Source organism: Desulfovibrio sp. 6_1_46AFAA, assembly GCF_000224635.1.
In the GTDB taxonomy this organism is placed as follows: Bacteria; Desulfobacterota; Desulfovibrionia; order Desulfovibrionales; family Desulfovibrionaceae; genus Desulfovibrio; species Desulfovibrio fairfieldensis.
In genome coordinates this window covers 569,982-593,082 of the sequence record NZ_JH114302.1, presented here as the reverse complement: position 1 = coordinate 593,082, position 23,101 = coordinate 569,982, and the positions used below count along the sequence as shown (strand labels likewise).

22 protein-coding genes and 1 tRNA gene are annotated in these 23,101 nt (G+C 63.3%); 5 read left to right on the top strand and 18 right to left on the bottom strand.

The features are described from left to right. Positions 1 to 2 precede the first annotated feature (2 nt). The 9 genes from HMPREF1022_RS09280 to HMPREF1022_RS09240 all read right to left on the bottom strand — a co-directional run bounded on the left by HMPREF1022_RS09280 (position 3) and on the right by HMPREF1022_RS09240 (position 8,554). Complete coding sequence (locus tag HMPREF1022_RS09280; protein WP_008681863.1) at positions 3 to 347, bottom strand: MerR family transcriptional regulator; 345 nt, start codon at positions 345 to 347, stop codon at positions 3 to 5. 586 nt (positions 348 to 933) lie between these two features. After that, complete coding sequence (gene pheT, locus HMPREF1022_RS09275; RefSeq protein ID WP_009302891.1) at positions 934 to 3,339, bottom strand: phenylalanine--tRNA ligase subunit beta; 2,406 nt, start codon at positions 3,337 to 3,339, stop codon at positions 934 to 936. Between the two features lie 17 nt (positions 3,340 to 3,356). Further along, a complete protein-coding gene (locus tag HMPREF1022_RS09270; protein WP_009302890.1) occupies positions 3,357 to 3,737 on the bottom strand; it encodes a hypothetical protein in 381 nt (126 codons plus the stop codon). Between the two features lie 10 nt (positions 3,738 to 3,747). Then, positions 3,748 to 4,782, bottom strand: a complete 1,035-nt coding sequence (gene pheS / locus HMPREF1022_RS09265; RefSeq protein ID WP_009302889.1) for a phenylalanine--tRNA ligase subunit alpha — start codon at positions 4,780 to 4,782, stop codon at positions 3,748 to 3,750. Between the two features lie 119 nt (positions 4,783 to 4,901). After that, a complete protein-coding gene (rplT, locus tag HMPREF1022_RS09260) occupies positions 4,902 to 5,255 on the bottom strand; it encodes a 50S ribosomal protein L20 (protein WP_008681870.1) in 354 nt (117 codons plus the stop codon). A gap of 293 nt (positions 5,256 to 5,548) precedes the next feature. Then, a complete protein-coding gene (gene rpmI, locus HMPREF1022_RS09255) occupies positions 5,549 to 5,746 on the bottom strand; it encodes a 50S ribosomal protein L35 (protein ID WP_008681871.1) in 198 nt (65 codons plus the stop codon). A 103-nt stretch (positions 5,747 to 5,849) separates the two neighbouring features. Next, positions 5,850 to 6,380 carry a translation initiation factor IF-3 gene (gene infC / locus HMPREF1022_RS09250; protein ID WP_035061089.1) on the bottom strand — a complete coding sequence of 177 codons (531 nt, stop codon included), beginning with the start codon at positions 6,378 to 6,380 and terminating at the stop codon, positions 5,850 to 5,852. 1 nt (position 6,381) lies between these two features. Beyond that, positions 6,382 to 8,328, bottom strand: coding sequence for a threonine--tRNA ligase (gene thrS, locus HMPREF1022_RS09245; protein ID WP_008681876.1), 1,947 nt, complete (start codon positions 8,326 to 8,328; stop codon positions 6,382 to 6,384). A gap of 149 nt (positions 8,329 to 8,477) precedes the next feature. After that, positions 8,478 to 8,554, bottom strand: a tRNA-Val gene (locus HMPREF1022_RS09240). 237 nt (positions 8,555 to 8,791) lie between these two features. Here HMPREF1022_RS09240 and HMPREF1022_RS09235 point away from each other — a divergent pair. Further along, entirely contained in the window at positions 8,792 to 9,484 is a 693-nt protein-coding gene (locus HMPREF1022_RS09235; protein WP_009302887.1) for a hypothetical protein, read from the top strand. A 196-nt stretch (positions 9,485 to 9,680) separates the two neighbouring features. Here the strand turns inward: HMPREF1022_RS09235 and HMPREF1022_RS09230 are convergent, their stop codons facing one another. Together HMPREF1022_RS09230 and trmFO are read right to left on the bottom strand one after the other, a co-directional pair. Next, a complete protein-coding gene (locus HMPREF1022_RS09230) occupies positions 9,681 to 10,028 on the bottom strand; it encodes a hypothetical protein (protein ID WP_009302886.1) in 348 nt (115 codons plus the stop codon). 37 nt (positions 10,029 to 10,065) lie between these two features. Further along, positions 10,066 to 11,427 (bottom strand): methylenetetrahydrofolate--tRNA-(uracil(54)-C(5))-methyltransferase (FADH(2)-oxidizing) TrmFO, encoded by a 1,362-nt coding sequence (gene trmFO / locus HMPREF1022_RS09225; RefSeq protein ID WP_009302885.1) that lies wholly within the window; start codon positions 11,425 to 11,427, stop codon positions 10,066 to 10,068. 443 nt (positions 11,428 to 11,870) lie between these two features. Here trmFO and HMPREF1022_RS09220 point away from each other — a divergent pair, with 443 nt between their 5' ends. The 4 genes from HMPREF1022_RS09220 (at position 11,871) to HMPREF1022_RS09205 (ending at position 14,976) form a co-directional block, all read left to right on the top strand. Further along, a complete protein-coding gene (locus tag HMPREF1022_RS09220; RefSeq protein WP_009302884.1) occupies positions 11,871 to 12,332 on the top strand; it encodes a hypothetical protein in 462 nt (153 codons plus the stop codon). Beyond that, positions 12,329 to 12,856 (top strand): dUTP diphosphatase, encoded by a 528-nt coding sequence (gene dut, locus HMPREF1022_RS09215; RefSeq protein WP_009302883.1) that lies wholly within the window; start codon positions 12,329 to 12,331, stop codon positions 12,854 to 12,856. The genes HMPREF1022_RS09220 and dut overlap by 4 nt, the downstream gene beginning before the upstream one ends. A 146-nt stretch (positions 12,857 to 13,002) precedes the next feature. After that, positions 13,003 to 14,202 carry an aspartate aminotransferase family protein gene (locus HMPREF1022_RS09210; protein WP_009302882.1) on the top strand — a complete coding sequence of 400 codons (1,200 nt, stop codon included), beginning with the start codon at positions 13,003 to 13,005 and terminating at the stop codon, positions 14,200 to 14,202. A gap of 552 nt (positions 14,203 to 14,754) precedes the next feature. Beyond that, positions 14,755 to 14,976, top strand: a complete 222-nt coding sequence (locus tag HMPREF1022_RS09205) for a TraR/DksA family transcriptional regulator (protein ID WP_008681889.1) — start codon at positions 14,755 to 14,757, stop codon at positions 14,974 to 14,976. A 207-nt stretch (positions 14,977 to 15,183) separates the two neighbouring features. On the opposite strand, the gene HMPREF1022_RS09200 is transcribed toward HMPREF1022_RS09205, so the two are convergent. From HMPREF1022_RS09200 to jag, 7 genes are all read right to left on the bottom strand, one after another. Continuing rightward, entirely contained in the window at positions 15,184 to 16,188 is a 1,005-nt protein-coding gene (locus HMPREF1022_RS09200) for an inorganic phosphate transporter (protein WP_008681890.1), read from the bottom strand. Then, complete coding sequence (locus HMPREF1022_RS09195) at positions 16,181 to 16,810, bottom strand: DUF47 domain-containing protein (RefSeq protein ID WP_008681892.1); 630 nt, start codon at positions 16,808 to 16,810, stop codon at positions 16,181 to 16,183. The genes HMPREF1022_RS09200 and HMPREF1022_RS09195 overlap by 8 nt, the downstream gene beginning before the upstream one ends. Positions 16,811 to 16,861: 51 nt before the next feature. After that, positions 16,862 to 17,920 carry a pseudouridine synthase gene (locus HMPREF1022_RS09190; RefSeq protein WP_009302881.1) on the bottom strand — a complete coding sequence of 353 codons (1,059 nt, stop codon included), beginning with the start codon at positions 17,918 to 17,920 and terminating at the stop codon, positions 16,862 to 16,864. After that, positions 17,917 to 19,149, bottom strand: coding sequence for a GAK system CofD-like protein (locus tag HMPREF1022_RS09185; protein WP_009302880.1), 1,233 nt, complete (start codon positions 19,147 to 19,149; stop codon positions 17,917 to 17,919). The genes HMPREF1022_RS09190 and HMPREF1022_RS09185 overlap by 4 nt, the downstream gene beginning before the upstream one ends. Then, positions 19,146 to 19,796: a 3'-5' exonuclease gene (locus HMPREF1022_RS09180; protein WP_009302879.1), complete on the bottom strand. Its 651-nt coding sequence runs from the start codon at positions 19,794 to 19,796 to the stop codon at positions 19,146 to 19,148. Before HMPREF1022_RS09180 ends, HMPREF1022_RS09185 begins: the two co-directional genes overlap by 4 nt. A gap of 18 nt (positions 19,797 to 19,814) precedes the next feature. Then, positions 19,815 to 21,230 carry a tRNA uridine-5-carboxymethylaminomethyl(34) synthesis GTPase MnmE gene (gene mnmE, locus HMPREF1022_RS09175; protein ID WP_035061085.1) on the bottom strand — a complete coding sequence of 472 codons (1,416 nt, stop codon included), beginning with the start codon at positions 21,228 to 21,230 and terminating at the stop codon, positions 19,815 to 19,817. 247 nt (positions 21,231 to 21,477) lie between these two features. Further along, positions 21,478 to 22,707 (bottom strand): RNA-binding cell elongation regulator Jag/EloR, encoded by a 1,230-nt coding sequence (jag, locus tag HMPREF1022_RS09170; RefSeq protein ID WP_009302877.1) that lies wholly within the window; start codon positions 22,705 to 22,707, stop codon positions 21,478 to 21,480. Positions 22,708 to 23,101 lie beyond the last annotated feature (394 nt).

The window sequence follows — 23,101 nt, the reverse complement described above, 5'->3', positions numbered from 1 at the left end:
GTTCAGAGCCGCCCGGCCAGCAGGCGGCGCACCGCCGTCAGCTCCCGTTTGAGCATCTGCATGAAGGCCGGGTCCGGCACGGCGGCCACCCGCTCGGGCAGGTTTTCGTCCAGAACCGCGCTGCCCTCCAGCACGCGGCGCGCGCCTTCGATGGTCATGCCCTGCTCGTGCAACAACTGCTGAATGCGCCGCAACAGGGCCAGATGCGTTTCCGTGTACAAACGCTGGCCCTTGTCCGTGCGCAGGGGGTCCAGCTGGGGGAACTCCGTTTCCCAGAAACGCAGAACATGAGTTTTGAGATTGAGCAGCTCCGCCGCCTCGCCGATGCGGTAGGTTTTTTCCGACATGAGCTCCCCCCGATGCCGCGAAAACGTTAAGGAAGCACTGAGTTAATAATCTTTTTGCCCTCTGCCCGCGTCCGGCTCACTCCATGCGAAGGTTGGGTTTGAATATACTCCCTCCGCCCGCAGTTCGCTTTCCTTGGCAAAGAACAAAAATCTTCATTCCTCAGCGCTTCCTTAGAACATTTCACATTGAAAATGTGTATATACTTTGACGTTGGAGCATGTTGCGTTTGAATGTTATACATTTCAAACGTTACGCCGCCCGCGCTACGGAAAAAACGCGGTTTATCGCTGCTGTCGATGCCCGTAAGCCCTTTTGGGCTAACGGGCACGGCTGCGCCGCCTCCGGTCGCTCCCTTGCACTTGGGCGCGGGTGTCCGCTCACGCAGCCACCAGAGGAATTCACTCATTTCAATCGTAAATCGCTCTAGGGCCTGTTTGACACTATAGAATTTTTGTTCGCTCGCAAGGAAGATAAGCCTGCTTTGAGGGGGTGTACTCTTTTGGTACTCGACCGAAAAAGCAGATGAAATCTGACGTAGCGAGCGGGCAAAAAGGCATAGTGTCAACAGGCCCTAGCCCACGGGCGTCAGATCCGCACGCCCAAGGTCCGTACCAGCGAGTCTGCCACCTTTTCCCTCTCCTTGTCCACTTCCGCGTCCTTGAGCGTCCGCCCGGCGTGGCGGAAAGTCAGACGGAAGGTCAGGTTGCGGGCCGGTTCCTTGTTCCCATCGCGCTCGGGTTCAAAGCAGTCCACCAATACGGCTTCTTCCAGCAGGGGCAGCTTGAGCCCGGCCAGATGGTCAAGCACTTGGCTGACCTTGAGTTCCGGCCCGGCCATGACCGTGATGTCGCGGCGCACCGGCGGATAGACCGGCAGGGGCGTGAAGCGGACCACGGCTTTGTCATACAGCTCGCGCAGCAACTCCAGATTGAGTTCAGCCAGCCAGACGGGCTTGCGGGCGTGGAAATCCTCGGCCAGGGCGGGTTTGACCCGGCCCATGACGCCCACACGCCTGCCCTCCGCCAACACGTCCACGCAGGGCAGGAGGAAGGGATGCTCTTCGGCCTGGCGGCAGACCGACGCGGGCAGATGCAGGAAGTGCAGAAGGTGCTCCACCACGCCCTTGAGATCGGCGTAGCCCATATCCGCCTCAACATGCGGCCAGGAGGCGTCATGCCGCGCGCCGTAGAGCAGGATGCCCAGCATGCCGGTTTCGCGGGCCGTGGTTTCCGAAGTGGGATCGGCCTCAAAAATATGGGCCAGCTCGAAGAGCCGCAACCCCTGCGCGCCTTGGGCCAAGTTGTTGCGCAGATCCTGAAGCAGGCCCGGGGCCAGAGCCGTGCGCAGGGCGTCCTGCTCCGCCGAAAGGGGATTCATGATGGAAATGCGGCCCTCGCCGGGCAGGCCCAGTTGGTCCAGATCCTTGTGGCCCACAAAACTGTAGTTGACCGCCTCGTTGAGGCCCAGGCCCGCGCCCCAGTGCTTGAGCCGCAGCCAGAAGGCATAGCGGGACTCCGGCTCGGCGGCGCGCGCCAGGTCCAGATGCACGGGCGGCAGCACCGGCGGGATGGTGTCCAGCCCGTGCACGCGGCCCACTTCCTCAATGAGGTCCGCCTCGCGAGTGAGGTCGGGCCGCCAGGAAGGCTGCTCCACCAGCCAGGCGTCGTTGCTCTTTTCCACAGCGCAGCCCATGCCGGTGAGCACTTTTTCGTCGAATTCCGGGCTCAGCCGCACGCCCAGCAGGGCGTCGGCCCTGGCCGGGCGAAAGGCGATGCGCGCCGGAACAAAGGGCCGGGGCTCCACAATGGAGAGGCCACGCCGCACCACGCCGCCGCCGAAGGCCGCCATCATGGCACAGGCCCGGTCCAGAGCCCAGACCGTGCGTTGCTGGTCGATGCCGCGCTCGAAACGGTAGGAGGCTTCGGAAGAAAGTCCCAGCCGCCGCGAAGTCTTGCGGATGGTACCGGGCCGAAAGACCGCGCTTTCCAAAAAGACGTTGCGGCTTTGATCCGTAATTTCCGTGTTCAGTCCGCCCATGACCCCGGCCAGGCCCACGGGCCGTTCCGCGTCGCAGATGCAGAGATCGCGACCGGTCAGGACGCGCTCCTGGCCGTCCAGGGTGACGAATTTCTCGCCCTCGCGGGCGGGTTTGACCACGATGCGCCCGCCTCGGAGCTTGTCCAGATCAAAAGAATGCAGAGGCTGGCCGCATTCGAACAAAATGTAGTTGGTCACGTCCACGATATTGGAAATGGGCCGCACTCCCACGGCATGCAGGCGGTGCCGCACGCGCATGGGCGAGGGCGCCACCTTGATTTCGGAGATGACCCGGCCCGAATACAACCAGCAGAGCTCAGGGGCCGCGATTTCGATGGGCACCACGGCTTCCGGGCCGTCGGCGTCCAGATGCAGGGGCAGGTCCGGGATGGTCAGGGGCAGGTTGAAGGCCAGGGCCGCCTCCCGCGCCAGGCCCAGCACGGAAAGGCAGTCCGCGCGGTTGGGCGTAATGGAGATGTCCAGCACCTCCCGGTCCAGATCCAGCACGTCCACAAGACGCGCGCCCGCCGGGGCGTTTTCCGGCAGGACCATGATGCCGCTGTGGTCCTCGGTGAGGCCCAGTTCCCGTTCGGAGCAGATCATGCCGAAAGACGGCGCGCCGCGCAGTTTGGCCTTCTTGATCACCGTGCCGTCGGGCAGGCTCGAGCCCACCAGGGCCACGGGCACCTTCTGACCGGCGGCCACGTTGGGCGCGCCGCAGACGATATCCAGCAGTTCGCCCTGGCCCGCGTCCACCTTGCAGCAATGCAGATGGTCGGAGTCCGGATGCTGGACGCATTCCAGCACATGCCCCACCACAATGGCGCTGATGACGTCATAGGGGCGCTGAATGTCCTCCAGCTCCAGGCCGAGCATGGTCAGCCGGTCGCCCAGCGCTTCGGCATCGCCCTCGTAGGGCGTAAATTCACGCAGCCATGAAAGGGAAAGCAGCATATCTCGTTCCTGTGGGCTTATTTGAATGACCAGGCCGGGGTTTCCCGCCTGGGGGTCGGGTCCGGCAATGGCCGGGAATCCGCGCGGGAGCCGTATGAACCATAGGCACCTGGGCGCGGGCGCTGACGGGGCGCTTTTTCCTCGGGCTGGCGGTCGTCGACGGTATTGCCGTAGGCGTCGGTATAGCCCCCGCCGCCCTGAGTGGTGCCCGACTGCGCACCGGCGGCGGGCAGGCCTTCCAGAGGCTTGGGGCCGCCCGGCGGTTCCAGGCCGGAGTGGCGGGGGCTCAGGGCCGAAGCCGCCCAGGCCGGACGCGGAACCGGGACAAAGCCGTCCGACAGCACCGCGCCCGCGCACAGGGCGGCGCTCAGGGCAAGCAGAATCAGAACTCGCCTCATGGCCCTACCCTCAGGCGAACTGCCCCAGGAAGCGCACATCGTTCTCGAAGAACATGCGCAGATCCCCGATGCCGTATTTGAGCATGGCAACGCGCTCCACGCCCAGACCAAAGGCAAAACCGCTCACATCCTCGGGATAGCCCACGGCGGCATACACCGCCGGGTCCACCATGCCGCAGCCCAGAATTTCCACCCAGCCGGTGGTCTTGCAGACGCGGCAGGGTTCGCCGTCCACATGGCCCTTGCCGCCGCACATGCAGCAGGAAATATCCACCTCGGCCGACGGTTCGGTGAAGGGGAAAAAGCTCGGGCGGAAGCGCACCTTTGTCTCCCCGCCGAATACGGCCCGCACAAAGGCGGTGAGAGTGCCCCGCAGGTGGGCCATGCTGATGCCGTGCCCCACCATCAAGCCCTCGATCTGGTGAAACATGGGGGTATGGGTCAGGTCCGAGTCGCGGCGGTAGACCTTGCCGGGGGCCACCACGGCCACGGGCGGCTTGCGGGAAAGCATGGTACGCACCTGCACCGGCGAGGTGTGGGTGCGCATGAGCACCTTTTCGGTGATGTAGAGGGTGTCCTGCATGTCCCGGGCCGGATGCTCGGCGGGCATGTTCAGGGACTCGAAATTGTAGTGGTCGATTTCCACTTCCGGGCCCGAGGCCACGTCAAAGCCGAGGCCCTTGAAAATGCCGCAGATCTCCTCCATGACCAGCGTGGTGGGATGCAGGGAGCCGCGCCAGGGCGCGCGGCCCGGCAGGGAGGGATCGAAACGCGCCAGGGCCTCGGCTTCGCGCCCGGCTTCCAAAGCGCTTTTGCGCGCCTCGAACAGGGCGTTGCAGCGTTCCTTGACGCTGTTGGCGGCCTGTCCCACGGCCGGACGCTCAGCGGGCTCGAGCTTGGGCAGCCGGCTCATGATCTGGGCGAGACGCCCCTTGCGGCCCAGAAAATCCACCCGCAAGCCTTCCAGGTCTTCCAATGAAGAAGCCTGGTCCAGCCCTCGCTCGAGTTCCGGTACCAGGCCTTCCAATGCTGTAATCAGGTCCATGCAGATTCCCGATGCCGCCTGCGCGGCGCTGAGGCTTTCATAAAACACGGGCGGCGGGCTTTTGGCCGCGCCGCCCGTAAAATTTGGAAAGGCATTTGGAGAAATAGACCAGATGCCGTTTACTTCAGGGCAGCCTTGGCCAGCTCGACCACCTTGGCGAAATCGTCCTTCTGATAGACGGCCAGATCCGCGAGCACCTTGCGGTTCAGCTCAATGCCGGCCAGCTTCAGGCCGTGCATGAAACGGCTGTAGGAAAGCCCGCTCAGACGCGCACCGGCGTTGATGCGCAGAATCCAGAGCGTGCGGAAATCACGCTTGCGGTTCTTGCGGCCGACAAAGGCATACTGGAGCGAACGCTCCACCGCCTCGCGGGCGGTGCGGTACAGGCGGCTGCGGCCCCCGCGAAAACCTTTGGCGGCGCTCAGATACTTTTTGTGGCGACGATGACTGGCAAGACCTCTCTTCACACGCATGGGATGTCCCCTCCTTCACACCGGCCAGGCGGAGGAAAGCCCGCCGGGTGGGTAAAATTTGCTCCGCCCCCGTTGCCGGGGGACGCGGATTGAAGCGAACTCGCGGCTCCGCGCGCGCCGCCGACCCCAAACGGGTCGAAAAGGAAAACCGCCGCGCTCAATACTGGGCAAGCGCGGATTTTTGGTCGCTGACAAGAAACCCGAACTTTTTATGACGGGAGCGGACACTTCTGGTCCGTGACCGGAATAAAAAGCGAAGGATGCCGCCGTCAGCGGGCAAAAGGCCGCGCTTGCTAGCCGTTGGGCAGCATGCGACGAACAGCCTTTTCATTGGTGCTGTCCACCAAGGTGGCCTGACCCAGGCGCATCTTGCGGCCGGGAGCCTTCTTGGTCAGGATGTGGCGCAGATTCTGACGACGGCGCTTATACTTGCCGCTGCCGGTAAGCTGAAAGCGCTTGGCCGCGGCGCGCCGGGTTTTGATCTTGGGCATGGCGTACTCCTTACAGAACAAAAAAAACGGATATGCCCGAAGGCCCGTGTCCAGACCGCCGGGGAAGGCATAGTGCCTTAAAAAACATTCGGCCGCAAGAAGATTATTTCTTGGGCACCAGCAACATCTGCAGGGTGCGGCCTTCGGCGCGGGGCTCCTGGTCCACCTTGGCCACGTCCGCCAGATCCTGCACAACGCGTTCCAGTATGTTCAGGCCGCGGTCCTTGTGCACGATTTCGCGGCCGCGGAAAAATACCGTGATCTTGCAGCGGTCGCCGTCTTCCAGAAAACGACGGATGTGACGCAGCTTGGTTTCGTAGTCATGGTCGTCGGTCTTGGGCCGGACCTTGATTTCCTTGATCTGCACCACGGTCTGGCGTTTTTTGGCTTCCGCTTTCTTCTTCTGCTGCTCGTACTTGAACTTGCCGTAATCCATGATCCGGCAGACGGGCGGCTCAGAGGTGGAAGCCACTTCCACCAGATCCATGCCCCCTTCTTTAGCCAGGGCAATGGCCTCGTTGCGCTGCAAAATTCCCATTTGTTCACCGTCCGCGCCGATAACGCGCACCTCGCGCGCGCGGATCAGTTCGTTACGGCGCACGCCGTCCTGCGGCATTTCACGCCGCGGTCTCATATTAGGCGAAGCTATAGCGCATCCCTCCTTGTTTGAAAGGCTCTTCCGCGTCCGCCCGGATCAGGGCGGCCACGTCCGCAATGGATTTGAGCCCCAGATTTTCGCCGCTGCGCAGGCGGACGTTCACGCCGTCGGCCTGCACTTCCTTTTCTCCCACAACCAGAATGTAGGGCACTTTGGCCACCTGGGCCTCGCGCACCTTAAAACCGAGTTTTTCATTGCGCGTGTCCGCCGTCACCCGGATGCCCAAGGCCTGCAGTTCTCCGCGCATGCGTTCCACAGTGGCGTCCCCGGCTTCGGTGACTGTGAGCAGGCGGGCCTGCTCCGGCGCGAGCCAGGCGGGCAGGGCTCCGGCATACTGCTCGATAAGCACGCCGATGAAGCGCTCCAGCGAGCCCATGATGGCCCGGTGAACCATGACCGGGCGGTGGCGCTCGCCGTCCTGGCCCACATAGGTCAGGTCGAAACGCTCGGGCAGAGTGAAGTCCACCTGAATGGTGGAACACTGCCATTCGCGGCCGATGCAGTCCAGCAGGCGCACGTCGATCTTGGGACCGTAGAACGCGCCGTCTCCGGCATTGATCTCATAGGGCAGCCCGGCTTTTTCCACGGCCTGGATCAGGGCGTTAGTCGCCAATTCCCAGGCCTCGTCCGTACCGATGCTGCTCTCGGGCCGGGTGGACACGGCCACCTTGTACTGGAAACCGAAGAGGTGCATCAGGTCGCGGATCAGATGGATGACGCCCAGAATCTCGCCTTCCAGCTGCTCGGGCGCGCAAAGGATGTGCGCGTCGTCCTGGGTGAACTGGCGCACGCGCAACAGGCCGTGCAACACGCCGCTCTTTTCGTGGCGGTGCACCACGCCCAGTTCGAAATAGCGCTGGGGCAGATCGCGGTAGCTGCGCAGCTCGTTCTTGTAGATGAGCATGTGCGCGATGCAGTTCATGGGCTTGATGCCGTAAGCGTCGTCCTCGATCCGGGTAAAATACATGTTTTCACGGTAGTGATCGTAGTGGCCGGAACGCTGCCAGGTCTCCACGCGCAGCAGCTGCGGCCCCTGCACCATGTCGTAGCCGCGCTTGAGGTGCTCCTTGCGCCAGAAATCTTCCAGAATGGCGCGCACCAGCATGCCCTTGGGCAGCCAGAAAACCATGCCCGGGGCCACGTCCTCCTGGAAGGCGAACAGGCTCAGCTCGCGGCCCAGCTTGCGGTGGTCGCGGCGCTTGGCTTCCTCCAACTGCTTGAGATAGGCGGCCAGGGCCTTTTCGTCGGCAAAGGCAGTACCGTAGATACGCGACAACATGGGATTTTTTTCATCCCCGCGCCAGTAGGCGCCGGCCACGGACATCAGCTTGGAAGCCTTGGCAAAACCCGTATGCGGCACATGCGGGCCACGGCAGAGATCCGTGAAGTCGCCGCAGGTATAGAGGGAAACAGTGTCCGCCTCAATGCCTTCAATAAGCTCCACCTTGTAGGTTTCGCCCATGGCCTTGAAGCGCGCCACGGCGTCGGCCTTGGAGAGTGCTTCGCGGCTGAAAGGCTCTCGCGCCGCGGCGATTTTCTGCATCTCGGCCTCAATGGCCGGAAAATCCTCGCTGGAGAAGGGGCGCTCCACATCAAAATCGTAATAAAAGCCGTTGTCGATGGACGGCCCGATGGTCACCCTGGCCGTGGGAAACAGGCGTTTGACCGCGGCGGCCATGACATGGGCCGTGGAATGGCGAATCAATTGCAGGCCTTCGGGCGAGTCGGCATAGACGGGCGTGAGTTCGCCGCACCCTTCGGGCAGCGGCGCGGAAAGATCCAGCAGCTCGCTCCGGCCGTCGACGACGGCACCGGCGGCCACCACGGCCTTGAATTTCTTGCCGCTCAAAGCCTTTTGCAGCGCCGCCGCAACCTCGGCCCCGGCGGGAACGTCCACCATTTGCCCTTCCACACGGACATCCATCACAAGCTCCTTCTGCGCGGGGCCCGGCGCACGACGCCCCAAAAACAAATGGGGAGGCAAACCTCCCCACTGTGCCGGACACCCAAGCGCGGGCCGCCTTTTACGCGGCGCGCTTTCTATGCTGAGGGGAAAATCCCCGGAATTGCAATTGGTAGGAACGAGCAGACTTGAACTGCTGACCCCTTCCGTGTCAAGGAAGTGCTCTAGCCACCTGAGCTACGCTCCTACATAGAGGCAAGAGGCTATATAGCCGCTGCCGCGCCCAGCGTCAACTCTTTTTTGGCGGATTCCCGTAACTTTTGCCGCCTCGGACCGCCGTCCGTTCCGGCAACAAAAAAGCCGCGCCGTTCACGCGTTGATCGTACTCAAGCCTTTCACTCTTACAGAATCCTCCCCGCAGGCTATGCTCGTCCCCAAAACCGCGCGCAAAGCCGTTCCAGACGCGCGCAAGCAGGGAGGAACCATGGCCGACACAGGCAAGAGCAACGGGCATCTGGGCATCCATCATCCCTTTGGGGCCAGACACGGCACGCCGGTGGCAGGACAAAGGCCGCCACTGGCGGCATCTCACGAATCGCTGGCGGAGCAAATCTACCCCAAAGACTGGCGAGCGGCTCCCGCAACTCTGCCGGTGGCGGCTGACGCGCCCTTGGAGGAGCGTCTTTATCCGGACTCCATCCACGATGTGGTTGCCCGGCACAGCCGGGGGAATCATTCGGATTTGCATCCCTATGTGCCGGAGCCCAACGCGACCATACCATATTACAGGATCGGCACGCGGGCGCTGGACCTACACGTGGAACCCATCCAGCGCGGAATTCAAACCTGGAGTATCCACAGGGCGGGGCAGGATCTGGAACATATGCAATTTCTGGGCAATGACGGCAAAAGCAACTTCGGCCTGATGGATGACGGGCTTGTACGAAAGGGCAGCTCACAGTTGCGGAACAGCTATCACGTCATGGAGCCCAAATATAACCAAGGGCTGATCGACAGGGCCCGCGCCGAACTGAATGCGGAATGGGAAAAGGCGCATCCGGGCGATGCTGCCTCTCGTTACCATATATTTTTCAACAATTGCCAGGACTATATTCAGCATGTCCTGGATCGTGCCAAAAGATATGAAACACCGGATAATCCCTTGGTAATTCCTTAATCTATAGTAAAAGATCCGGATAATAGTCCTCTGATCCGTATCTTTTATTGAATAACAGTATAAATATCACAAATTCTTTTCTGTAAGAAGCATATAATATACAAAAATGCAACAAAAGTCGTAAATGATGCTATAACTGTAAAATATATCGTTGTCGGAACTCTCCATAATGCAGCAGAATGCTTTCTTTTCAAAATCATAAAAGGCATACTGGCGGCTTCGCAAATAAGTCCCAATATTGAAATATAAAAAACCAAGCCAAATCACTTTTCATGGAGTTAAAAATAAAATCCATTTTGAAGTCGGTAAGCACAAGCACCAGAGCAAGCACGGAAAGTGCAAAACAGTATATTTTTGCTACATAGACGCCGGGTTTCCCATAGAGCAGCCACGCACTACCCAGTTGCGCAGCCAGGATGAGGACTAATCCCAGTCCATGTTGCGTTTTTATATTGAGAACACTTTGCAGCAGCACAAGTAAAGCAAGCAGCCAGTTTTGCCGCAACGCCGATCCGAGTTTGGCCAGGCCCATTGCTGATGACATTGTCGCCTCCTTTCCGGCGGCCAATCGGTCTCCTCCGCTACAGGGCTCCCGCTTCACCGATCCCGGCCAGCCAGGCCGCGAAGGCGGCCCGCGCGCGAGCCGCGTACAGGGCCTTGCGGTCCTTTTTACGCGCTTTTTCGCCCAGTTCCGGCATGAGGCCGAAGTGCGCGTTGGAGGGTTGAAAACGCTTGGACGGGGTTTGCAGATGGCGCAGCAGCGCACCCAGGGCGCTCTCCGCCGGGGGGGTGGGCAACTCCGCGCCGCGCGCCCGGGCCGCCAGCACGAGCCCCAGCCAGAGTCCGCTGGCGGCGGACTCCACATAACCTTCCACGCCGGTGATCTGCCCGGCCAGAAAGACGTGGGGACACGTCTTGAGGGAAAGGTCCGCATTGAGGGCTTCCGGCGCGTTGACGTAGGTATTGCGGTGCATGCTGCCGTAGCGGGCGAACTCCGCCCGTTCCAGACCCGGCACCAGCCGGAACACCCTGGCCTGTTCGGGCTGGGTCAGTTTGGTCTGGCAGCCCACCAGATTACAGGTTTCGCTGTTGGCGTTTTCCGCGCGCAGTTGCAGCACGGCCCAGGGGCGGCGGCCCGTGCGCGGGTCCACAAAGCCCACGGGCTTGAGCGGGCCGAAGGTCAGGGTGCGTGGGCCGCGCTCGGCCAGGGCCTCCACCGGCATGCAGCCCTCGAAATGCGTCTCGCGCTCAAAGGCGCGCGCCTCCACCTTGCGGGCTTCAAGCAGGGCCTGATAAAAAATTTCGTATTCCTCGCGGCTCATGGGACAGTTGAGATAGTCCCCCTGCCCCGCCGGTTCGCCGTTCTCGCAGTCATAACGCGAGGCCCGGAAGACCACGTTCATGTCCAGGGAATGTGTCCAGACGATGGGCGCTATGGCGTCATAAAAATAGCAGTGCTCCGCCCCCAGGGTGCGGGCCAGGGAGGCGGAAAGCTCCCCCGAAGCCAGGGGCCCGGCGGCGATGACCACCGTGCCCGCCCCGCTTTCGGCCAGGGCGGGATCGTCCGGGGAGTCGATGCGGCGCTCCACCAGCCGGATGCGGGGCTCGGCGGCCACGCGCGCGGTCATGGCTTGTGCGAAGGCTTCGCGGTCCACGGCCAGGGCCTTGCCCGCGGGCACCCGGCAGGCATCGGCCACGGCCATGAAATCGCTGTCCAGGGCGCGCATTTCCGCCTTGAGCAGGCCGACGCCCGATGTGGCCTCGTCCGAGCGCAGGGAATTGGAGCAGACCAGTTCGGCCAGGCAGTCGTTCACATGGGCCGGGGAACGGAAGCCGGGCTTCTGTTCAAAGAGGGTCACGTCCAGGCCCGCGCGGGCCAGACGCAACGCGCATTCGCAACCCGCGAGGCCGCCGCCCACCACGGCAATGGATGTCGGATTCATTATGGCTCCTTTTCTGCCCGGCAGCTTGTAAGAAAACAGCGCCAAAAGCAAGGCGAGACGTCCGGTGTCTGATTTTTCAAATGAGAGCAATTTCACTTTGAAATTGCTCTCACGCCGAACACGGTGCGGCGCGCCGCGAAGACCGACCCGACGGCGGCCCGTAGGACCGTGCCTGTAGCCCAAAGGGCGTACAGGCATCAAGAGCAACGCGGCGTGGATTCTAAGACTGTCCCCGTTGGCGGCAACGGAGCCATACGGGGAGCGACAGCAGCGATAACCACGTTTTTCGCCGGAATGTCAACTTTGAAATTTGTAAAATTTCAAAGTTGATCTACTTTAGACACTAGCCCCGTGCGGAATGTCGGCGTATGTTGGGCATACGCCCGCGCGGGCCGTTCCTGCCCGGCAGCGGCCGTCACTCTCAATCTTCCCGGAGGTGCGGCATGGGAACCGCTCTGATGCTTTTCGGCGGCCTGCTGCTGGCTCTCGCCGGCATGCTTTGTCTGGCGAAACTGGTTCTGGAGCCGGAGGAATTCCGCCTGTTCCTCGGCCTGTTCGCGCCCGGCGTGCTGCTTGCCTGCCTGCTGTTCTGGGGCGCGGGCGCGCTGGACCCGTCCGTTTCGGCCGTCAACAAATTTTTTGCCACCCTGGTGACCACGGCGGTTCTGCTGTACGCCGCGCGTCCGCTCCTGCGCCGGGCAGTGCGCGGCACTGTGCTCCTGCTGCTCTCCCTGGCCTCGGCGACGGTCGCCGTGCCCCTTATGCTGCTGGCGGTCTATCTCTATGCCGCATGGTTCCCCTCCTCCTTTGACTTCACCCCGCCGCCCGCAGACGACAAATATGACGCCTGCGCGCCCCCGCGCACTTGCCCCCGCAGCCTTCCTGCGCTACATGACTGGGCGTGAAGACCACAACTACTCCTCTCATTTCCGGCCAGGTTCCGGCCCCGGTTTCAGCCGAAGCCCCGGTGCATGTCGCCTTTGTCCGCTCCGGCGCGCGCGAGCTTTACGCCCAGGAACGGGAAGACTTTCTGGCCCCGGCCACGGCCCTTTCCGCCGGTTTCGACCTGCGGGCCTGCCTGGACGCGCCCGAAGCGCATATCGCGCCGGGCGCACGGCTGTGCGTGCCCACAGGGCTCAGCGTGCAGCCGCAACAGCCGGGTCTGGCGGGCTTTGTCTACTCCCGCAGCGGCCTGGGCGCGCGCGACGGGCTCACCGTGGCCCAGGGCGTGGGCGTCATCGACCCGGACTATACCGGGGAAATCCTGGTCATGCTTCTGAACACCTCCGGGGAAGAGCGACGACTCAAGCGCGGCGAGCGCATGGCCCAACTGATCTTTCAGCCCTATGTCCGCCCTGTCTGGCGGGAAGTGCCGGAACTGGCCGCCACCCGGCGCGGCGCGGGCGGTTTCGGGCACACGGGCCGTTGAAGCGGACCGCAGCTTCGCCGCGCATGATTTTCGTATCCTGCCGCCGCCAACGGCGATGACACCGGTAAAACGGGACATGCCGTCAACCGGGCCGCCCGCTGGAGGTGAACCCTTTTCAGACGCAATCCCATAAGGAGTCCAATTCCATGTCGCAAGCCTTCAACGCCGTCAAAGCCGAGGAAGAACACCTGCTCTGCCGCTCATACAGCCGCTACCCGCTGGCTATCGCGCGCGGCAAGGGCGCGCGCCTCTGGGACGTGGACGGCAAGGAATATGTGGACCTGCTGGCGGGCATCGCCGTGGCGGGCCTGGGACATTGCAACGACGAAGTCTGTGAGGCTCTGGAACGCCAGTCCCGCAAACTCTGGCACGTAAGCAATCTCTTTTACCAGCAGGAACAACTGGATCTCGCCAAGCTGCTGCTTTCCACCAGCCACCACGGCAAGGCCTTTTTCTGCAATTCCGGGGCCGAGGCCAACGAGGCCTGCATCAAGCTGGCCCGGCGCTATATGCGCACAGTCAAGCAGCGCGACGCCTATGAAATCATTACCCTGGGCGGCTGCTTCCACGGCCGCACCCTGGGGGCCCTGGCCGCCACGGGCCGCGAAAGCCTGAGCAAGGGCTTCACGCCCCTGCCCGAGGGCTTCAAGCAGGTGCCCGCCGGTGATCTGGAAGCTCTCAGGGCCGCGATCACGCCCGCCACGGCCGCCGTGCTGGTGGAAGTGGTGCAGGGCGAGGGCGGCGTGGTGCCCCTGCCCGAGGACTATCTGCACGGTGTGCAGGCCCTCTGCCGGGAGAAGGACATCCTCTTCCTCTGCGACGAAGTCCAGGCCGGGCTCTGCCGTACCGGCAAATTTTGGGCCTTCCAGAACTACAATCTTCAGCCCGATGCCATCAGTATGGCAAAATCCCTGGCCAACGGCCTGCCCATGGGCGCCATGCTGGCCACGGACGAAATGGCCCGGGGCTTTGAGGCGGGCAGCCATGCCACCACTTTCGGCGGCGGCGCGCTGACCTCGGCGGTGGCCGCCAAAACCGTGGAAATCATGCTGCGCGACCATCTGGCAGAACGCGCGGCCGCTCTGGGCGCGCACGTCAAGGAAGAACTGGCGGCTCTGCAACAGCGCCTGCCCGAGAAAATCCGTGAAGTGCGCGGCGTGGGCCTGATGCTGGGCATCGAACTGACCGGCGACGGCCAACCGGTCTGGGAAGAACTGCTGCGCCGGGGCTACATCTGCAACCTGAGCCACGGCGTCACCCTGCGCCTGCTGCCGCCCCTGACCATTGACCAGGCGGATCTGGGCGGCTTTGTACGCGTGCTGGAAGATGTGCTCCGGGCGAATTGACGGGCCAGGGCAGACGCATCTAAAAAGTCTTTATTCCCCGATAGATTGGGGAACGAACAAAAAAGAGGCGAAGCCACCTTTGCTCCGCCGGAGCGAAGCGCAGGCGGATGGCTGGTGCCGGGAGAATCCTAAAAAATAGGATTTTTGCGTGCTGGCAAGGAAAATGGCACTTTTTGCGCGAAAACCGACCGGAAGGCGGCCCAAAGGGCCGTGCCCGTTGGGCGAGCCGGACGAGCCTTACGGGCATCGAGAGCAGAGCTGTACTCAAGTACATGAGCAGCAAAAAGCGCCAGATGACGCCGCCAGCACACAAAAGGCTGGTTTTGACGGATCATCACGACAAATAAAAGGCCTGCAAAACCTGGAATTAGATGCGTCTGCCCTGATTGACGGGCAATCAATGATTTACAGCATCGCCCCCTTATGCTAAGAACATAGGTCTTTGGAAAAAGAACGAAAAACTTACGGCAACCCCGCCCCGGCGGGGTTGCCGCTTACTTTACCGAAACCAGCAAGACGAACAGCCTTATCGCAAGAAGCAAGGAGACAGTAATGGACGTGTTTGATCAGGCCACCGAACTGGAACGCTTGGACAGGGAGTCCGCCCTGGTACGGGCACGCGCTTCCATGGATCGCGGCGGACCGGAATGGATCGACGGCGTGGCCTGTTGCCGTGAATGCGGCGATCCCATCCCCCAGAAACGTCTGGATGCGCTGCCCGGCGTGGGCCTTTGCCGCGCCTGCCAGGAAGAACGCGAAAACAGCAATCGCTGAATCATCCTCCCGCACACCCGCGCCGCCGGACGCGAGCCCGGACGGCCCCTGGAGCGGATTAGCCTCAAGAATTGACATTCTCAGGGTTGGGCTGCCCTCAGTTTATCGTCAGGGTGAGACGTCACCTCGCACAAAAGCCGTTCAGCTTGCAAAAGCAGAACGGCTTTTGTGCGTTTGGACGCGGCCGTATCGCCCCGAATCAGCCCGTCAATTCCAGATGAAATGCAGCAACTTGTAGGAAATGAAACCGACTATCCCGGCGGCGGGCAGGGTCAGGGTCCAGGCAACGAGCAGACTGCCCGCCACGTTCCAGCGCACGGCCGAGAGCCGTTTAGTGGACCCCACGCCGAAGATGCAGGCCGAAATGGTATGCGTAGTGCTTACCGGCGCGCCCAGCAACGAGGCTCCGGTAATCACCAGAGCCGCCGAGCTTTCGGCGGCGAAGCCGTGCACCGGCTCCAGCTTGAAGATACGGTGGCCCATGGTCTTGACGATCTTCCAGCCGCCCACGGCCGTGCCCAGGGCCATGGCCCCGGCGCAGGCCAGTTTGACCCAGAGGGGCACTTCCACGCTGTCGATCTCGCCGAAGATCACCAGGGCCAGGGTGACGATGCCCATGGTTTTCTGGGCGTCGTTGAGGCCGTGGCTGGTAGCCATGAATCCGGCGGACACCAGTTGCAGATGCCGGAAGGTCCAGTTGACCTTGCTGCGGTGGACGTGTCCGAAAATCCAGTAAATCAGCCACATAATCAGAAAACCGGCGATGTAGCCGGCCAGGGGCGATCCCACCAGGGGGATCAGTACCTTGTCCACAATGCCGCTGACGTTGAGCGCGCCGAAACCCTCGTCGGCCACGGCCGCGCCGATGAGCCCGCCGATCAGGGCATGGGAGGACGAGGACGGAATGCCGTAATACCATGTGATGCAGTTCCAGGCGATGGCCCCCACCAGGGCGGCCAGTACCAGCACGTGGCTGCCTTCCACCACATGCGGCAGCACAATGCCGCTGCCCAGGGTCTTGGCGACTTCCGTGCCCAGCAGGGCTCCGCCCAGATTGAGCAGGGCCGCCGCGCCCACGGCGAAACGCGGCGTGACCACCTTGGTGGACACTACGGTGGCGATGGCGTTGGCGCAGTCATGCGCGCCGTTGGTGAAGTCGAAAACCAGGGCCACCAACACGATGACGGCCAGAAGGAGGGGCACCTCAAACATTTTTCAGCACCGCTTCCTCAATGGTTTCCGCCAGGGTGTTGACCTGTTCCAGCAGCATGCTCATGCGCTCGTAGGCCTGGCTCCATTTCAGAATTTGCATGATCAGGGCGGGCGTGACCTCCTGCTGCTCGTCCATCAGTTCGGCCAGGCCCACGGCCAGAAGCATGTCGCATTCGCCGCGCAGCGTGCGGAAGGCGCGGGTTTTGTGGCAGTCGCGCCGATGGGCCAGACCTTCCAGCATCAGCCGGGTGAGGTCGAGCATGGCGCTGATGGTCCGGGCCATTTGCAGGGCCGGAAAGCGCACCCGAGTGAATTCAAAAATATGCAGGCGGGTGCTCAGACTCTGCAAGCAGTCCATGGCTTCTTCCTGCTCCTGATTGATGCGCAGGATGTCTTCGCGGTCGATGGGCGTGATGAAGGTTTGGGAAAGGGCCCGGATGATCCGGGTGTGCAGCAGGTCGGCTTCTTCTTCCAGAAAGGCGATTTCTTTATGGACGTCGTCCATTTTGGAGGGATCTTCGAGCATCTCGACCAGCAACCCGGCCATGCGGCGCAACAAGCCGTTCTGCTCCTGCAACATGGCGAAAAAAGGCGCGGACTTGGGTAGCAAGGCGGCAAACATGCGCTCTCCTGGTAAAAGAGTCACCGGCAAGGCCGGACGAGGTGTGTCCTGTTACGGCTGATGCGGGTCCGGGCTGTTGCGATGCCCACGCCTCAGTATACCGCATTGAGCCGGGCTTTCAAGCCATTTCCTGACCGCCCCGGCCTGGGCTTCGGGCAGCGGCCAGGGCGGCGATTGCACACAGGCCGCGCCGGGCAGCAGCAGGGCCCCGTGGTGCAGAAAGAATCCCGTTCCGGCCGGGCCGGGTTGATCCGACCGGCCATACAGGCCGTCCCCCCAGAGGGGATGGCCCAGGGCCGCCGCGTGTGCCCGGATCTGATGCCGCGCGCCGCAACGGATGCGGCAGGCGGCCAGGGTCAGGCCGCCGGGATCTTCCCCTTCGCCCGCGCCGGACGCGGAAGAAGTACATTCGCCGTGCGCCGTATCCCGGACCAGGCCCGCAAGCGGACCTGTTGCCGCCGCGCCGCCCCAAACGTGCAGGGGCAGAAATTCCGTCCAGCGGAGCGTGTCGTCCGTGTCCGCCAGCACACGGCTTTGGCGGCGATCCGCCGTATCCAGGGCCAGCCGGACTGTGGACGGCCCGGCCAGTGTCCCTCTGAGCAGGGCCAGGTAGCGCTTTTCGCACCGGCCCGCCCGCTCCGCGACACGGAAGGCCTGAGCCGCCTTTGCCCCCAGGGCCGCGCAGACAATGCCCGAAGTTCCATAATCCAGGCGCTGCATGAGCCGCGGCGCACGCCCTTCGCTCTCTTCCGACAGCAAGACGGGCAACAGAGCCTCCAGGCTGGGGCCGTTGTCCCCGGCCAGGGCCGCGCTGTGCAGCCCGGCAGGCTTGTACAGAAAACAATAGTCTCCCTGGCGGGAGAGCAGGCGCGGCATGTCCGCGGAACACGGCGTCGCACCTGTTCCGTCCTCCGTGCCGCGCAGGGCAAGGACGTCGCCCGGCCGCAAACGGCACCCCGCATCTCCCACCCTGCCGTTGACCAGCACCGCGCCGCGCGCGATCAACCGGCGGCGTCCGCGCAGCCCCAGTTCGGGCGTCAGCGCGGCCAGGGCCTGGTCCAATCGCTGTCCGGCCAGCGCAGCATCAACGCGGAGTTCGCGCGCGTTCATCCCAGTTCCGATTCCCCGGCGCGTCCGCCGTCGGGCAACAGGCCCAGCAGGGCTCTGGCCGTCAATTCCGGATCATGCCGTTGGGGATCTCTCTCGCAGACCATGTCGCGTTCCAGCAGAGGCACGCCCAAATCCGCCAGAGCGTGGCGGACTTCCGGCCCCAAGCCGCCCTCGTAGCGGCCGTTCCGGCTGTCCACCAGCACCCAGTGCAGAAGCTCTTCAGTGCGCGCCTCGGACGCGTCCTCGCGCAGATGACGCAGCAGCATGCCCACCTGCCCGACCAGGGAAAGGCCGTGCACTTCCACATCATGGCCCGAGTTGGGGATGAAGATTTTAGGGCAGTTCGCGGCGGCTACGCTGCGGCCCACGCCCTGCGGCAGCAGATTGGCCAGCACACTGGTGTAAAAACTGCCCATGGGATAGCAGATGGCCCCGGCCGAGCGCAGGTAGGCGGCCGCGGCGGGCGCCAGCGGCGGACGGCAGGGCGTCTGGGGATGAACGGCGGCCCCGGCGCGGTCCGGTTCGTGCACGGTAAGAAAAAGGCGGCGCACGGGACGCGTCAGCTCCTTGAAGCGGTGCTGACCCACCAGGCGCGAACCGTCGTCCAGCTCCGCCGCCAGATGCAGGCTTTCGCCCGCAATGGGCAGCACCACCCCGCGCACCTGGAGCAGGCGGCTGAAAAAGGCCAGGACCGGCCCGAAATTACGCTTGTGGTGCAGATAGCCCCCGGCCAGGATCAGATTGCCCAGGCTGGCAAGGCGCGGGTCAAAATCCCGGGGCATGCGCTCCAGAAAAAAACGCATGTGCAGGCGCAGGGCCCCGGCGAAAATCTCCGGCATGGCAGCCCAGAACGGATGCTCCACCGCTGCCAGAGACCGCAGTTCGGCGCGCAGGGCTTCAGCATTCCCTTCTCCGGGCAGGCGGCGGGCGCAGAAATCGAGCACGTTCCGGGGCACCACGGCGCTGTCGGCCATAGCCAGCAGGCGGTTGCGGATATCGCCCACGGCGGGCATGGCAAAAGCCCGGCGCAGAGCGGCGGAACTGCCGCCGGAATCAAAGGGGGTGATCAGATGGACGGAATTGTGGGTATAGCGGGTCAACTGACGGCTTAAATCGCGCAAGGCCGTGCCGCCGGTAAAAAAAACGAGGCGCGGCCCCAAGGCCGGGATCAGGCCGGAAGCAGGGGGAGGCAGGGAAGCCGCCCCACGATTCTGGCCGTCGCCGTTCATGCGCCGCTCTCCGGCTTGGGGGTTGCGGGCGGGACAAGCAGATTGGCCGCACTGGCCGGAACCGGGGGAATGAGGCCGAACTCGCGCATGCGCAGAAAAATCAGGCGTCCGATCCAGGCATCCGTGGCGGCATAGGCGATCTGGCGCTGGCTCAGCTCCATCAGGCTCCAGTTGGAACACTGCGAGCCCTTGGAGATGCGCCAGCCGAAAAGATTGGCGGCCAGGGTACGCAGCCCCTGGCTGGGCAGCTTGTGGGCGCGGGCCGCATTGCCCAGATCCACCAGACCGGCGGGCTCAAAGTCGTGCAGTCTGGAGAGCTCGCGCATGTCGTCGCGGATGCCCACACCGGCCTTGATGACATTTGGATCGGCGAGAATTTCGGCCAGATGCGGGCCAAAGGGCAGCCAGGCCAGCTGGACCAGATAGACAGCCCGCTCCGTCGCGAGCTGGATCAGCGAGGGCGCGTTGATCTTGCCCTTGCGGAAGGTGGGCCGGGTTTCCGTATCGAAGCCCAGCACGCCGTCCGCGCGCAGATCGGGCAGGGCCTGCTTCCAGTCCTCCAGTACGCGGATCACATGCACCGGCCCCTGATAATGGCAGAGGGGCATGGCGTTGATTTCATCGCCGCTCAAGCGGCGGCGCAGCATATTCAGGTCCATATGCATTTATTTGCCGATGCAGAATTGGGCAAAGACCCTGTCCAGCACTTCCGCAGGGCTGGACAGGCCCGTCACTTCACCAAGGTGCGCCGCCGCCGTATCCAGGCGCACGGCGCAGCAGTCATAGGGCTGGCCCGCGCGAACGTCCGCTTCCAGAGCTTCCAGCTCGGCCAACGCCTCTTCCAGAGCCAGAGCCTGCCGCGCGTTGGGCGCAAGGCCGTCGGACGGCGGCCTGTCGCATCCGTCGGCCAACAGGGTCTGCCGCAGAGCCATGGCCAGAGCGTCCACATTGCCGCCCGAACGCGCGCTTACCTTACAACAGGAAAGGCCGTCTGCCCAGCGCGGCGGGAACAATTCCGGCGAGCAGAGGTCGCTCTTGTTCCAGACCAGAAGCACGGGCGTATCTCCGGCCAGTTCCAGCACCTGGCGTGCCGCCGCGTCGGGGCAGCTTTCCGCGGCGGCTCCGGCCTCACCCAGGCGCGCGCCGTCCAGCACCAGCAGGATGCAATCCGCTTCGCCCAGTTTTTCCCGGCTCAGGGCCATGCCCAGGGCTTCCACGGCATCCGCGCCGTGCCGGCCTTCCTCGGTTTGGCGCAGACCGGCGGTATCCGTGAGGCGCACGGGCAGCCCGTCCAGATCGCAGGCTTCTTCCAGAAAATCGCGGGTCGTGCCCGGAATGTCCGTGACCAGAGCCCGGTTGCGGCCCAGCAGCGCATTGAGCAGGCTGGATTTGCCCGCGTTCACCGCTCCGGCCAGGACCACGACGGCTCCCTGCTGCATGACGCGGGCCCGCTTCTGCCCGGCCAACAGGCGCCGCACGGAGCAGGCCACTTCAGTCACGGCCCGGCCGAAGGCCGCCGGGGCAAGGCATTCCACCTCTTCCTCGGGAAAATCCACGGCCAGACAGACCTGGACGCGCAGAGCTTCCAGCTCTTCCCGCAGAGCCAGCACGCGGCGGCCCAGCAGGCCGTCCAGGCGGTTCAGGCTGTAACGCAGGGCTTCGCGCGAGGGCGCGGCGATAAGTTCGGCCACGGCTTCGGCCTGGCTCAGGTCCATGCGCCCGTTGACAAAGGCCCGGCGCGAAAACTCGCCCCGCTCGGCCTGGCGCGCGCCCAGACGCAGAATGCTTTCCAACACGGCCTGGACAATAAGCGGGCCGCCGTGACAGTGGATTTCGGCCATATCCTCGCCGGTGAAGGTGCGCGGGCCGGGCATGAACACGGCCAGCACGTCGTCCAGGGCTTCACCATACCGGTCCAGGACCCGGCCACGGTGCAGGAACCAGGGGCGAAAATTTTCAAAACGCGGCGAAAGGGGCAGAAACATGCGCGCCAGCAACGCCTTGGCCCTCGGGCCGGAAAGGCGCACAATGCCGATGCCCCCGGCTCCGGGAGGCGTGGCTATGGCGGCAATGGTGGACATGGACAGCTTTGCTCCCTGGAGCATTTTAGAGCATCTCAACATTGGAATGCTTTACTACGAAACCGTACGCGCACGTTATTTGCGCTGTCGCTTCTCCGTCAGCGTGCTTACGAGCTTTACGGCGAGGACAGCCGGGCTGAACGGCGGAGTAAACGTATCGTCAGCTTTGAAATTTTACAAATTTCAAAGCCGGCACACGGTGCGGCGTTAGAGCAATTTCACTTTGAAATTGCTCCAAAATCGTCCGCTACGCTTTTTCCAGCTTCCGGCGCATGATGACCACTCTTTTCATGGGACCGTCGCCGGTGCTGCGGGTTTGCACATCTCCGGCGTCCTGGAGGCAGACATGCACAATGCGCCGATGATAGGAAGAAAGGGGTCGCGTGGAATACGAACGTCCGCTCTGGCGGACCCTTTCAGCCAGGGCCAGGGCCATTTCCCGCAATTTTTCGTCCTGGCGCCGACGGTATTCCCCGGCGTCCAGCTGCACGCGCACGGCGGCGTTCATACCCCGCGACACAACGCGCGACACCAGATACTGCAAAGCCGCCAGGGTCTGGCCCTCACGCCCGATAAGCAGGCCGGAGTCCTCGTCGCAGTCCACGCAGACCTGCACCCGGCCCTCGCCCACTTTGACGTCAAGGCACATCTCCGTACCCACAATGGGCCGCACCAGCTCGCGCACGGCCTCCTGAACCAGAGCCTCCAGACGGACGGCATCCAGCTGCTCCACAGGCGTCACGGGCAGACCTTCACCGGCTTCGTCCAGATCCTCCCCAGACAGATCCAGTCCCTCGCCGGGCGTTCCTTCCTGGCTTCCAGGGCGGCTTTCCTCGCGCCGGGGCCGGGCACGCCCGGAAGCGCGGCAGGATTCCCGCCGCCCGCCTGCGCGTGTTTCCGCGCGGGCCTCGTCACGGTCTGCGGCGCACGCGGCTTCCCGCTCCTCGCTTTGGCCTTCAGGACGATTCTCGTCCCCAGCCGGAGCGACGTCAGCGCGGGCACCCACTTCCGGCTCCGGTGCGGAACGGATGGACGGCGCGGCCTGGGCCCTCTCTTCCTTTTCCCCAGCGGGAGCCGCGCCGGACTCGGGCGGCGTCGCCGCGCGGGCACAAGGCTCTTCAGCGGCAATGGAAGCGGCGTTTTTACGCCCGCGCTCCTGGCTCTGCTCCCGCCCGCGCCGGGGGCGTTCCTGCCGGGCGTTCTTTTCCGGGATACGCGGAGCCGCGCCTGCGGACTCCCCTTCTTCGTCGGGGGCGGCAGCGCCTTTTTTGCCCAGGATGCTTTCCACAGCCTCGCGCAGATGGGCCCTGCGCGCGCGCACCTTGGCCTTGCGCGCTCCCACGATGCCGAAAATGCCGGACTTGGCGTCCTGGAGTATTTCAATCTCCAGCTTTTCCCGCGCCGTGTTGAAGTAGCCGCAGGCTTCCTCGATGGCGCTGTCCAGGTCTTTGCCCTGAAATTCTTTGAACCCTTCCATAACGAACCTCACTCACACAGAGAGGACAAAATCAGCTCGATGCCGGAGCACGACGGATGTTCCAACGCGGCATACGCCGGCCACGCCTCATGTCTAATTTTCAAATTAGAGCGATTTCACTTTGAAATTGCTCTGGCGGCTGCATAAGCAGACGCCCGCCACGAAGGCGTAAGCGCAGTTTATTTGCGCGGTTGTCTCGCCCGTTAGCGAGTCTTCGAGCTTTACGGGCGAGGACAGCAGAGCGAGCGGCTTAAAAACTTTGAGAATGTCAATTCTCAAAGGTAATCTGCTCTAGACGCACAAACCCCATAGGGCTTTGCGGCGACGCAGCCGCCGTGAGTCAGCGAAAAACCACATTTTTTCGCTGACGATCCTGCGAAAATTGAGAGCATAA